Raw genomic sequence first — 13,085 nt, forward strand, 5'->3', positions numbered from 1 at the left:
GGAAAATGCTTACTCCTCCAGATTTCGTGACCCAGCATGTTGTGTAACTGCATGATTTTACGTAATGGGAATTGGTCTGTTTCATGAATGACCAGCATAAAATCTATTTATTCAACAAAGCCTCGTCCTTGCTGAAGCCATAAAAGCTTGTCGAATGTCTCAGGGCGTGAGGCGGACGTTTTATAAGCTACCGCATGGCGTATTGTGTAGCACTAACAGTCAGAAAAATTAATAAGCCGCCAGCAGGGGGCTAGAGGCAGACAATACATTTAGCTGTATTCCATAACATTAAACCCTTCGTCAGGCGTTGGTGCTGAGAAATAACTCGTTATGACCTCAAATTGTTTGTCTGTAACTGCAAAATCGTGCGTACCTTCTTTAATACGGGCGCGTAAGGGTCTTTACATATCTCATCGGACATTCTCAGATAATGCAGGCAATGACTGGTGCCTGATTCCTTAATGATACTCATCATCCATTCACGATTTTACTGATAAACCAGCTTTGAGTAATGACACCTCGTGGGACTTCATGCCGAGCAGCTCCCTGAATGTGGCAGCATTATGTGCCTTCAGCGATTTGATCATTCTGCTGCCGGAACTGATCGGGCGTAAAGTGGAACCGCTTTTACCGGTGAAAAACTTATCGTTACCTGTCGAAATGCAGATGAATTTTGAATGCTACGTTCACAACCATCATTCCTTCGCTAAAAATGATAGCTTCCGGCAGTTAGTGGCGGAAATCCAGAAAGTGACCGCTCCTCAGGATTGAGGTTTTATCGCGCCCCATGTGTCACCGGCACGCAATGAGACTGCCGGTGTGATGCCTCCATAATCGTTAATGGACTTCCAGCTTATCGGGCATGCGGCATTTTTTTGCTGGCACCAGGCGGTTTCGCGCTTGCTAAAGGGGGCGACCATTCCGGCATTGCGTATCGGATGGCCGTTAATCTGTACATCAAACAAGGTGACGTAATAGGGTGTCGGGTTTTCGATAATCAGCCGTTTAGCGGTTCGTTTCCAGCGCAGCTTCTGATAAGCCTCTTTGACATTTCCCTTCAGTGAGGCCGGACGATACAGTAGTTTCAGCTGTGAACGCACGGCGATTTGTACGCTGTTGCCGGACATTTTACCGGAGGGAATAGACGCGATAGTCAGGGTAAACAAACTTTCCCGGTCCTGCGGCAGGTCATCCTGCAAGTTGATAATGCGCACCGCACTTTCCCTTCCGCCTTTCAGGACAAACAGGGGTGGCGTGATGATAAACGGCGATTTTTCATTTGATTTGACCGTGCCGGGCCACACCCCGCCTGAGCTGACCAGGCTTTTTATCAGCCACGGAAAATCGCTGTTGTTACGTAATGACAGCGAAACACCAGATTGTTTCCCACTCTTATTTTCCCCATAGACAACGCGGGTTCCGCCAATCACCACGCCCGCCTGCACGGCAGAACTGACGCAAAGTAACGCCAGGAGCAACAGACATACACTACGCATAATTGAGCACAAATGTCGTTGCGGCGTTGGCTTCTCCGGCGGAAACCACATCGCCGTTGGCAAGATAACGGGCATAAAAATTCAACGTGACGGTAGCTTCATGAGGCACCAAATCTGTGCCTGCCTCAGTCTGCATCATCCGGATCTGATTTTTGTTGCTGTCATAGAGCGCGATACCCATTCCGGTGGCGCTGCCTGCTTCCTGCGTCAGGGTCAGCAGAGCAGGGTCATGGCTGTCCGGCGTGCCGGTGAACGTCACGCTGACATGGCTGGCGGTGGAGCCGCATTTCTCCAGATGCAGTGAAAACGGCTCATAGCGCGTGCCGTCGCCGGGACGGGCAAACTGCTTGCTGGCAACGCTGCCAAGACTGACCAGAATCTGTGTCGAGTCTGCCGAAACGGTGCAGGTTTTATCTACGATTTTTCCGCTGATGTTGATTTCCCCGTCGTGAGCTAACGCATTTCCAGCCCACAGCGTCATTGCCATCAGCACGGCTATGCGTGTCGGTTGTTTATCTTTCATCGAAATCTTCTTATTGGTATTGCAGGTCGAAATACATCACTGCCGTGGCGTTACCCGCAGTCACGACGTCCTGTGTGGATTTGTAGCGCAGATAAAATGAGAGCGTGTTGTCGCCCGGAACCAGTGTGTAAGTGGGGGGCGAAGCGCTGTTTAAGTCGAGCGACTGCTGGGTATCGTTGAGGATTTGCACCGCGATGCCGCTGGCCATTGCGCCTGCGCCGCCGGTGTCACTCAGCGCCAGCAAGGCAGGATCTGCCGCATCGCTGGTGCCGGTAAAACTCAGCACCGCGCCGGTCGCTGCCGAACCGCAATCTTTCAGGATGATATCAAAACCTTTTGGCCTGCTGACGCTGCCCGATGTAGCAAAATCGTAAACTGAGAACTCGCCGATTTCGACGGTCTGTTTCTGGCTGCTGCTGTCGACTTCACAGGTTCGCGACAAAATGGTGCCGGTCAGTTGCAGGTTGTAGCCGTCGGCCAGCGCCGGAGCAGAGGCCAGTACCAGCAGCGTGCCTAACAGCAACGGATAACCGCGTAAAATCTTCATGTTTGACGTCCTCATGCAAAGTCGACTCGCAAATAGGCCAGCGTAGTGAAGGTGCCTTCGGCCGGTGCATTGCCGGTGGTTCCCACCGGATAGGCGTGCAAGGTAACATTGGATTTAAAACTGTCGTCTAAATCGAATGAAATATGGCTGTTCACGTCATTAGGGATCAGCGGATCACCGGTTTCGTTAGTGATAACCACGCCGACATCGCTGTTATCGGATTGCAGGGCTTCAGTGACACCGGTGGACGCCGTCCCTTGTATACGCAGGGTGAGATTCGCAGCGGCATCAATGCCATTACACTGAATGGGAACAACAAAGGTTTTCTCGGTGTAATTATTGGGCTTCTGGCCTTTTGTTTTAAAGTCTTCAGAATAAAGCGTACCCAGATTCACCACTAATTGTGTGCCTGCGTTCACGGTGCAATTCTGCGGTGCCACCACATTACCGGTGAAGCTGTATGTATAAGCCGCATTAGCTGGCGTGCAGGCTACGCCGGTTTTGCCCGACGTAATACATTCCTGAGCAATCACCTGCTGCGGAAGAAGTACTTGACCGGTAAAAGGATGGGTAATTTTAAGGCTGAGTCTGCCGGCTCCCCCGGTGGGTATTCCGCCAATGGTGTTTTGCTTGTTGCAGTAGGAGCCTGATTTAGATCCAGTACTGGCATCCTGATAAGGAATGTCTAAATAAGATCCATTGATGTTGATGGAGATTTTGGCATCCATATAATTATCAATGGTATACCAGCCGTCACCGTTCTCTGGCGCATTCATCGATGCGGAAAAGTACAGTTTTGCCGAGGAAGAACAATCGCACCATAATTTGGCACTGCCGGTCATATTAAAGGAGGCAATATTATTTTTGATTACACCGCTGACATTGTCGGTGTCGGATATCAGCATATTACCAAAGTCATGGTTCCAGGAATTACTGTCTTTGGCAGCAGAACGATAGCATTGAAGAGTCGCCGCATTTGCCGCGTAAGCTGAAAGCAACAGACCTGTCATTATGGCAAGACAGCATCCCAGCCTTTTAGTTATCGACATTTCATTTCCCCTGCTTTAATAAATGAGACCCTATTCATCATCCACAGGCTCTCGTGAGTTTAGTGATCGCATGGCTGGCGGCGTCTGGCACGAGAGAATATTGCGCCACGCATTGCTGCGAGGCGGCTTTACCCCAGCTGACGGTAAGTTTTCCGCGATCCGCCAGCCCGGACAGATAAACTTGTCCGTCATCGCCAACAATGCTGCTGTTGCCGTCTTCTGTGGTCACCAGAGCGCCAAAGGGAACGACGTTGCCCGCATGGGTGAGGGTGATAAGCACGCGGGCGCCGATATGGGTGCTGAATTTGGCGCGCACCAGTGCACCGCGCGTCGGTACTACGCTGACCACGGTTTCATCAAGATCGACGTTTTCAGGCAGCGACGTGGTCTCGAGCGCCACTCGGTTCATGCGGTAGGTAGTGGCGTAAGGCACAATGGCGTAGCCGCGCCAGTCGGTGCGGATCCCGGAGCTATCTTCGACTTTCACATCGCCCGCACCGGGGGCGGCAATCAGCACATTGGTATCGCCCAGCGGCTGAGAGAGCGTGATGCCGTTGCGGTGAGCGACGACCGCGCCGCTCATTCCGTAGTTCACCTGCTGGTAACCGCTGCCGTTGCTGTAGTTGTAGCCGACATTCGCATTGCCCCAAGAGCCGTTGTAATCCGCGCTGACCGCGCCGTTAGAACCGCCGCCGTTATTCTGGTAACCCTGCTGAACGCTGTAACTGAGGTTATCGTCTTCCAGCAATGTGCCGTTGATACCGGCGCTTTCCGTGGTGTTTCCGCGCATATCGGTGCTGATACTGGTGCTGGCATAGGCGCTGTGGCTCTGGTGAGTGATGTCACTGGACGGGAACAACCACTGACTCAGCGGAATAGAAATCCCAATTGCCACCCGTTGATCGGCGTCATTCATACCCGGAATTTTGTTGTAGCTGTAGTTCAGCGTCCAGGAGACGCCGTAAAGATTCCCACTGTAGCCGGTTTGCAGCAGCGTGTTGAGTTCATCGGAACCCCAGTAACTCTGACGGCTGCCGCTGATGTACAGGGAGCCGTTCGTACCCAGCTGCTGTGAGACGTTGAGCTGGATTTTGTCACGCTTGGTGTTGTGCAGGTTGTAATAGTCGGTGATGGCTTCAGGAATGTGCTCATGACCTTCTTCATCCAGGTCATTGTCCGCAAAGCCTTTCATTTGTTTTCGGGTGGTGTCTTCCAGGGTGTAAAAACCTTCCGTTGAGTAGCGATAGCCGATCAGCTGGAAGCTGGTTCCCATGTTTTGCAGCGATTTGCTGTATAAAAATCGCAGTGACGAACCGCGGTGAGTGCTTTCATCCGCCAGTTCGCTGGTGGCCTGCGTGACATCAAACGACAGCGCGCCAAACTCGCCAATATTTACACCGGTGCCGAGCGCCAGCGCCTTGTAATGCTGCGCCGCCTGAAATCCACCATAGGCGGTGAACCCGGCGGGCAGCCCCCATATAGCCGTTGACTGCGCGAAACCCACTTCTTCCTGCTGATCGGAGTTGCTGCGATATTTCCCGGCGGTGACGGAGTACTTCAGATGACCTTCACGCTGCAATACCGGTACGGAAGAGTAGGGCACGGTGTAAATATCCAGACTGCCGTCAGATTCTTTGACTTCCACCACCAGATCCCCGCTTGAAGAGGTCGGAAACAAATCATTTATCGTAAAGGCACCGGGCGGGACGTAGCTCTGGTAAATGATGTAGCTGTTTTGCCGGATGGTGACGCGCGCATGGCTGTGGGCAATCCCGCGAATGGTCGGCGCAAATCCGCGCAAGCTGTCGGGCAACATATTATCGTCTGAGGCCAGCTGCACGCCGCGAAACCCGAGGCTGTCGAAGACATCCGACGGCGTGGTGCTGTCGCCCATCACTAGTTCGCTGCGCAGAGGAACAATCGCCCGCTCAACCCAGGTATTAATATGCTGGATTTGGCTTTTATCGTGCAGCCGGTTGCTGTTGTAGCTCCAGGTGGAATAATCCCGCAGCCGCCACGCCCCGACATTCACCCCGCTGTTTAACCCCAAAAAGAAATCTTTGGAATCCGAGCCGTTGCCATCATCGCTGTTCGAGCCGGTGAAGTTGTAATTCAGCATTAATGCGTTAATGCCTTCATCCCACTGCGAAGGAGGAATATAACCGCGTGCGGAATTCATCATCATCGCCTGAGGAACCGAGATATCCAGGCGCAAGTTTTCGAAATCAAAGCGGGTGGTGCTGCCTTTGACCACCGAAGGCAATTCCAGACAGGCGTCTGGTTTGACGTTTTTCAGCGCGGGCAGGTTTTGCGTGTTTACGCGCATCTTTGTCAGCATGGCGGGCGTCAGGCAGGGGATCAGGCCGGTATCATCCGTGGTGACGGCAGAAGTGGCTGACGCTGGCAGAAACTGAATATCCTTTCGCGACTGAAACGTATCGTTGAGATAAGTATCCACCCGGTAGGTTCCGGGAGCCTGCGCCCCGCCTTCAAAACGGGATAAGTCGGCCACAGCCGCTGTATCGCCGGATAAAAAGGCAGGGTTAAAATATTCTTCTGCACTGGCGTTCACTGAATAAAATGCAATTAATGCAGCCAACGCCGAGAGTGGATATTTAACAGTCAGCATTGGTGGTGAAATCCTTTTTTATTCGCTTATCCATAAGGCCATTCCGGCAAAATTCCCGGCAAAAGCTTCTTTTCTGACGCGGTTTAACCGCAGGACTGCCGGGCGGTATTCGCGCCGTAATCATTGACAGTCTGGAAAATGACCGTGCCAGAACCCTGAGCGGGAACCGCAACGCTGAGTGAACTCTTCGGTGATACCATCGAGTTAGGCAACTTTTTCCCGCCAACGGTGAAACCCACCAGCGTGACATAGTAAGGAGAGGGGTTGGTCACCGTGACATTTCCGGCGGCCACTTTGCAGGTCAGATGCTTTGGCGCATCCAGCGACGTTGACGGCAAATCAGCCGGGCGCATAAAGACTTTAATCACGCTTTGCGTGGCAATTTGCAGGGTATTTCCGCTGATATCTTTCTTTTTAACGGAGGGAATGGCTTTGCTGTTGAGATAAAAAACAGTTTCGCGGTCTGCCGGCAATGCTGGCCCGGTATACATGATACGCAAACTATTTTCTTTATGCGGCTTCAGGGTAAACAGCGGCGGTGTCAGGACAAAATCCGTGGATTTCGCGCCGTTGGCCTGCGTAATCCACGACTGAATTAAATAAAGATTATTATCAGAAGTATTGGACAGAGATAAGGTCGCCTCGCGAGCACTCTCCTGATAAATCACCCGCGTGCCACCGAGAGAAACCCCTCCGGCCAACGCAGAAGACATCAGCATTCCTGCCAGTAAACCGGTGGTCAGCCTGCTGATCACTTTCCGGTTTAACATTAGTTTCCTGTCTTTTATTTCACTGGCATTCATACGTAGTTAACCTTTAATTCGACGTTATTTCGGACCTTATTTTTGCCCGCAGACAACTTGCTTTTCTCACCGACAATCAGTGTTCCTCCGCGTCTGGCGGAAGAACACTGTGTTGGCTGTTATGAATAGTTCATGCTGAATGTGGCGGTGGCTGCCACGGTGCCTGCGGTTGCTGCATCGCTGGTGGCGATGTAATCAACGCTGAATGGCACGGTGTTTTGCTCGCCGATCAGTGGCACGGTGGAAGATTCAACACCCAGCGCCAGAGTCTGGCCGTCCGGGCCGTACAGTTGCAGTGCAACGTTGGTGGCAGCACCCGCGCCAGCGGTGTTAGCCAGCGCGCCGGTTGAAGACACATCAGACTGGCCGTTGAACGAAACGGAAACGTTCTGCATTACGGTGGTGTCGCAATCAGCGATGACAATCTGAAAAGGCACTGGCTGGCCGGCGGCTTCGCCAGAGGTCGCGAGTTTGGACACCTTAACGTCGTCCAGCGTGATGGTCTGATTAACAGAATCAGCCGCTACAGAGCACGCAGCGTTCACAACCTTACCTTCAAAATTAATGGTTCCACCTGATACGGTGGTAGTATCTGCAATCGCACCGGCACTTGCGAGTGCCAGAGAAATAGCCAACGAATAGGCAACTTTATCCAATTTCATCACTGCTCCTTGATATATAAAACGATGAGTTGTCGTGCTGACAATATAATGACTTCGCCGGCATGAAACGCCGGAATAAACAAGTAGGTATATCTGCTGTTTAAAACAAAATTTATCCGACAGTCATCTCGAAATGAATGTTAATGGCCATGGACTCATAAAACAAGGCGGTCTGGAAATTCGAATAAACAACCACTCATTAACGACCTCTAACCGCCTGATACGAGGGGTTAAAACAGCATATTTAAATAATTCGAATTGTTAATGCAGTCATTTTAAAGAGTGTAACTAATGGATTATACAATGTAATTTATGGAATCATTGCCGATGCGGTAAATTACTACTTTGTTATAAATACATGTTAAAATACATAAAATATTATTTAAAACAATGCTTTATGTCAATATGCGACCTTCGTAATATCGCTTTGTGAAAATGCTAAGTTGTCGGGGTGGGGTAGGGTAGGTAGACTTTTTTTACCCAAAGTACGGGGATTCTAAATCAATATAAATTCTAAGGGAGATTATGATGAATAAAAAGGTCATGCTGATGACGGCTATTTCTGCTGCCATGCTTTCTGCGGCTGCATTTTCTGCTTCCGCTAATACCGGTATTATTAATTTCACCGGTGCTATTTCTTCGTCAACATGTGATTTTAACGTCGCCGTGGATGGTGTGGTAACGCCAACCGGTATCGTGGACATGGGCACCTATAAAGCGTCTGATGCACCAGGTACTCCGGATGTCTTTGGTACTGCTAAAAATATTTCTTTAGTGCCTGATCCCGCCACTTGTGATGTACCTGTTGCAGCTAATACCGATGCAACCGTAGCGATTATTGCCAATCAGACTGATGCGACCAATACCGACGTATTAACCACTGCTGACAGTCTTGTGACCAATGCCGGGATTAGATTCACTCTGGCAAGTGGGGATTCGGTGATTAACAAAGGCGGTGTGGCGCTGACTGCCGGAAGTGCGGACCTTGATGCCAACGGCAATGTGAATTTCGTTGCGCAACCTTACGCATTAAGCGGAACCCTGAGCGCCGGGGTGATCGGCGGTGCGGTGTCTTATACGGTGGCCTATTTGTAATAACGTCATCCGGCAGACCGATGACAACAAGGTGGTCGCGGGATGACCACCTTTAATCAATATTCGCTTTTGATAAACAGCTTTTGCCAGCGAGAAATCGTCATGCGTTTCTTTATTCTGCTTGTCGGTATTTTTAGCAGCCTGATTGCGTATGCTGGCGATGAACAACAATTCAGCACTGAGTTTATTACAGGTAATTTTAATCGTGGAGCAGTAGAGAAAGCTCTGAATAAAGGCATCAACGGAAAGATGATTTACTCTGTGCAAATTAATAGCGTGACGGTTGGGAACTATTATTTCTCCCGCGAAGGAGAACATTTGTTATTTAGTGAGTCCTTTTATCAGGAAGCGTTGTCCGGCTTGCTTACCGAAGAAATGCGTGATGAATTACATAAGGCCGGTTATCTGGATTTTCACTCGGCCAAATATAGCGTCTCTGAAGATAAGGATGCTTCCACACTGTCGGTCTGGTTTCATGATACTGATCTGATCCGCGCGCAGAGTCAGGCGGGACAACCTTTAGCAGAACCTCTCAACGGGCTGATGGTGAATTATAATATGAGCCCGAATTATTTCCTGAACCGCAATGACCACACCTCCGACACCGCATTGCCGCTAAACAGCCATATCCGATTGGCGATGGACTCCTTTCCAGTCGATGTGGATGTCTCCAGTTCAGACGTCATTAATGCCAATATTGATGTTGATAATTTCAGCATTTCGCATTTATTACCGGCGGTTCAAAGCGAAATATCGGCGGGTGAAACTTACACCAATAGCAGGTATGCCGAAGGTTTCAATTTCTATGGCGTGCGGATCTACAGTGTCGATGATCTGCGCAGCCGCCATGAACGCTATTACACGCCCAATATCACTGGTTATGCCCGCACTAATTCCACCGTCGAGGTGTATCAGGGCAAACGTATGCTGTTTACGAAAACGGTGGCCGCCGGGCACTTTGTGATTGATGAGATCCAGGGATTATCTAACCAGACATTGCGCGTGGTGGTTAAAGGCGCTGACGGCACACAAAACACGTTTTACTACGAAAATACCGTGGTACCTGGCCTGTTGACGCCCGGTACTTACAGCTATGAACTGAACGGCGGGCGGTATCGTTACAGCGATAACAGCAGTGCTGACACTTTTATTTCCGCAGATTATTCGCACGGTTTTGACGGATTTACCTCCAGCGTGAACAGCATTATTTCTGCTGATTATAAAAATCTAACGTTGGGTGGCGCATTTCCTTTGCAAAGCCTTGGGGCGCTTGGGCTGTCGGTGTCGGGTTCAGATTTCACGGAGAGGAAAAAGACCTTACAGGGGCAGAGTTACAGCCTTAATTATGCGAAATACCTGAATAATGGATTCAATCTGCAACTGGCTGGTTACCGGTATTCCAGTCGACATTACTTGTCGTTTAATGACGCCATGCAGGCTCGGCGCACGGATGTTTCCCGCAACGGATCCTTGCGTAACCGCTTCACCGCAACCTTAATCTCGCCGGTTCCCTGGGGCGGGGATCAGGTCGCGCTAAATATGATGCACAGCAATTACTGGTCAGGCTCACCAGCCACTGATACTTACTCACTCAGTTACGGTGGGTACGCCAGTTATTTCGGTTACAACCTGTCTGTGGCGAAATCGTACACACAACACTTTGCCAGCAATGAAAGCATTTCCTTTTCCCTGAACATCCCGCTGGGGAACCAGGGGAAAAGTGTTTATACCCGCTACAACTATGACCGCTACAGCGATGCCACCGAGGTGGGTTTTAACAGTTATCATCAGTCAGACTCTTATTCTGTAGCGGCCTCGCGGAATATGAAAAATAACGACACCTCTTTCAGCGGAGCTTATAACCGGGAAAATGACCGCTACAGTTCACAGGTTTCATCGACACTTTCCAGCCAGACGGCTTATGTTTCCGGCTCGGTGAATGGCACTCTGGCGCTGGCCGACCATCATATCATATTGAGCAACAGCCAGGCTCAGACACTTGCAGTAGTGGAAATGAGTGGAGTGAACAAAGGCAGCGTGAATGGCGTTGCGCTGCAATCTGATGGGTATGCGTTGGTGCCGCTGAATGACAATTTCGACAGCCAGGATATAACGGCGGACACCGGCAGCCTCAGCAACAATATCCTCCTTGCTCAAAATCAGATCTCCCTCAGGCCACGACGTGGCGAATTAACCAAAGTCCATTTCAGCGGTAAGAAAGTCATCTTTATTCGCGCCTTGCTGCTCGGCAGCGACGGACAACCTCTGGCATTTGGCACCGAACTCAAACGTGGCGACAGCGGTGAGGTTATTTTTACCGGCAACGGTGGGGGCGTGTTGCTGCAAAAAGCCGTTTCTTCACAACAGCAGAACAAAAACGTGGCCATCACGGAAACAGATGGCGTGTGCCATTACACACTTTCTGCGAGTCTGTTCAGAAGCAATCAAAATGAATCCAATAACTTTATCGATGCAGGAAAACTGACATGCCTAAAAGATTGATCCTTTCTCTTATTGCCGGTGGTTTGATGTTGTCGGCTCCACCTTCGCAAGCCGCATTATCGCTCAGTAACACCCGGGTTATTTTGCAGGCAGCGTCATCATCTTCCGTGGAAGTGATTAACGGGTCTTCCAGTCGCTATGGTATGCAGGCCTGGGTTGAAACGCCGGAAGGACAGGATCCGGGAAAAATGCTGGTGGTGACACCGGGTTTATCAAGCGTAGATGCCAAAAAGCAGGTGGTGTTGCGGCTGCTTTCCTTCGGCAATCCAGATAACAAAGAGCAGCTCTATTATTTGAACGTGCAGGAAATTCCCCCTAAGCCGAAAGATAACGGCAAGAGCCAGTTTTTACTGGCGGTCAGAACGAAAATCAAAGTACTGGTCCGCCCTGCGTCTTTATTCGCGGCAAGGCGGGGCGCCGAGCAAAAAATTGAAGTGAGCAAAACGTCGCACGGATTACATTTCAAAAATCCTACGCCATATTATTTCGCTGTCACGACTCTTACCAGTGGCGGAAAAACGGTGAGTAAAACAGCACTCGGCACCTTTGCACCGATGAGTTCAGCAGATGTGGTGTTTGCTGCCCCTGCTTCTTCTGTCACGGTGCGTTACCTCGAAGACACCGGCGCGGCGCGCAGTATTACGCTGCCGGTGCAATAATATCTCGCTGAGAGGGACGTCACCATGAAAGCACTTTTGGTCATTTTGCTGTTTTGTTCATTTCAGTGCCATGCATATTCGGATCGCGCGTGTTATTCCGCTTCAGGGACGCCGACTGTCACGACGTACAATGCCGAAAAAACTATTTCAACGAAGAAAAATGTGGCGGGCAGCGTTGTATATCAGGGATCAGCTCAAAACGTGGGGAAATCATTTACCTACAGTTGCGAATGTGCAGATAAGACCGGTTATGCCTTTTTATACTGGTCAGGGGTGTCAGATTTTCCGAGTGCGAGCGCCAATTATTTACAAATTACGCCTGAATTTAAAGCCGGCGTGAACTCATTTATCTACACCAATACCTCGGGCGGAAATTATTATTCTATTCCGTTTTCCGGCATCACATCGCAATTTACCTCGCCCTGCGATGAGTCGAATAAATCCACCAAAAGCGCTATTCAGACCAGGATAGACCTCATTATTACCAAACCCTTTATTGGCAATCTTTCCTTTCATGGCGTTGTGGGTCGGGTTTATCTGAGCCGCAGCGCTTCGGCGGTCAACCAGGCCGATCCGCCGGTCGTCGTGATTAATCTTGACCTTGAATTGTCAGTCCCGGATGCCTGCACTGTCCGGCCCGGCGGGGTAATTACGGTTGATCTCGGCCAGAATATTCGACAAGGACAATTCAGAGGACAAAATTATCCGCTGCCACCGAAATCCTATACGCCAAGGTCGCTGGATTTGACGTTTGATTGTAATTTCAGCAATGCGGATGTTGATGTCACGCTAACAGGCAATAAGGATGCTCAGCAACAGGGTTTTGCCTCAACTCGCCCGGATGTTTCCGTTATTGTCACCGACGATGAAGGGAAGATTATCTCGCCAGATTCCTTCGCCGGGGATGTTAATGTCAAGGCGGATAAATCCAGCACTACGCTGCATTTAAAAGCTTACCCCACTAATTCTGGCGAGCATGCTATTCCGGAGGCAGGAAGTTATTCGGCGGCGGCAACCATTCTTCTTTCATATAAATAGCGGCTTTGTTGAATAAATCGGATTTAGATAAAAGCTCCCCTCGTCGCTGACTCCCTCAGGCAATCCGTACACTTTCTGGCAT

12 protein-coding genes are annotated in these 13,085 nt (G+C 50.2%); 5 read left to right on the plus strand and 7 right to left on the minus strand.

The window, feature by feature from the left end; translation table 11 throughout:
• Nucleotides 1–531 precede the first annotated feature (531 nt).
• A complete protein-coding gene (locus D6C13_RS24475; RefSeq protein WP_120135226.1) occupies nt 532–771 on the plus strand; it encodes a type 2 periplasmic-binding domain-containing protein in 240 nt (79 codons plus the stop codon).
• Here the strand turns inward: D6C13_RS24475 and D6C13_RS24480 are convergent.
• From D6C13_RS24480 to D6C13_RS24510, 7 genes are all read right to left on the minus strand, one after another.
• Nucleotides 762–1,496, minus strand: a complete 735-nt coding sequence (locus D6C13_RS24480) for a fimbrial biogenesis chaperone (protein ID WP_120135227.1) — start codon at nt 1,494–1,496, stop codon at nt 762–764. The genes D6C13_RS24475 and D6C13_RS24480 overlap by 10 nt on opposite strands.
• On the minus strand, nt 1,489–2,019 hold the full coding sequence (locus tag D6C13_RS24485) for a fimbrial protein (protein WP_244212794.1): 531 nt from the start codon (nt 2,017–2,019) through the stop codon (nt 1,489–1,491). Before D6C13_RS24485 ends, D6C13_RS24480 begins: the two co-directional genes overlap by 8 nt.
• Nucleotides 2,020–2,029: 10 nt before the next feature.
• Nucleotides 2,030–2,566, minus strand: a complete 537-nt coding sequence (locus tag D6C13_RS24490) for a fimbrial protein (protein WP_120135228.1) — start codon at nt 2,564–2,566, stop codon at nt 2,030–2,032.
• A gap of 11 nt (nt 2,567–2,577) precedes the next feature.
• Nucleotides 2,578–3,615: a fimbrial protein gene (locus D6C13_RS24495; protein ID WP_120135229.1), complete on the minus strand. Its 1,038-nt coding sequence runs from the start codon at nt 3,613–3,615 to the stop codon at nt 2,578–2,580.
• 37 nt (nt 3,616–3,652) lie between these two features.
• The gene (locus D6C13_RS24500; RefSeq protein WP_120135230.1) at nt 3,653–6,244 is read right to left on the minus strand and encodes a fimbrial biogenesis usher protein; all 2,592 of its coding nucleotides are present in this window, start codon (nt 6,242–6,244) and stop codon (nt 3,653–3,655) included.
• 83 nt (nt 6,245–6,327) lie between these two features.
• The gene (locus tag D6C13_RS24505) at nt 6,328–7,014 is read right to left on the minus strand and encodes a fimbrial biogenesis chaperone (protein ID WP_120135231.1); all 687 of its coding nucleotides are present in this window, start codon (nt 7,012–7,014) and stop codon (nt 6,328–6,330) included.
• 152 nt (nt 7,015–7,166) lie between these two features.
• Nucleotides 7,167–7,703 (minus strand): fimbrial protein, encoded by a 537-nt coding sequence (locus D6C13_RS24510; protein WP_425272754.1) that lies wholly within the window; start codon nt 7,701–7,703, stop codon nt 7,167–7,169.
• Between the two features lie 531 nt (nt 7,704–8,234).
• Here D6C13_RS24510 and D6C13_RS24515 point away from each other — a divergent pair.
• From D6C13_RS24515 to D6C13_RS24530, 4 genes are read left to right on the plus strand one after another with little or no spacing between them, the layout of a single operon-like run.
• On the plus strand, nt 8,235–8,804 hold the full coding sequence (locus tag D6C13_RS24515; RefSeq protein WP_147408206.1) for a fimbrial protein: 570 nt from the start codon (nt 8,235–8,237) through the stop codon (nt 8,802–8,804).
• A 42-nt stretch (nt 8,805–8,846) separates the two neighbouring features.
• A complete protein-coding gene (locus tag D6C13_RS24520; protein ID WP_120135234.1) occupies nt 8,847–11,306 on the plus strand; it encodes a fimbria/pilus outer membrane usher protein in 2,460 nt (819 codons plus the stop codon).
• Nucleotides 11,291–11,965: a fimbrial biogenesis chaperone gene (locus D6C13_RS24525; RefSeq protein ID WP_120135235.1), complete on the plus strand. Its 675-nt coding sequence runs from the start codon at nt 11,291–11,293 to the stop codon at nt 11,963–11,965. Before D6C13_RS24520 ends, D6C13_RS24525 begins: the two co-directional genes overlap by 16 nt.
• Before the next feature lie 24 nt (nt 11,966–11,989).
• On the plus strand, nt 11,990–13,003 hold the full coding sequence (locus D6C13_RS24530; protein ID WP_120135236.1) for a fimbrial protein: 1,014 nt from the start codon (nt 11,990–11,992) through the stop codon (nt 13,001–13,003).
• Nucleotides 13,004–13,085 lie beyond the last annotated feature (82 nt).

Source organism: Rahnella woolbedingensis, assembly GCF_003602095.1.
GTDB lineage: Bacteria > Pseudomonadota > Gammaproteobacteria > Enterobacterales > Enterobacteriaceae > Rahnella > Rahnella woolbedingensis.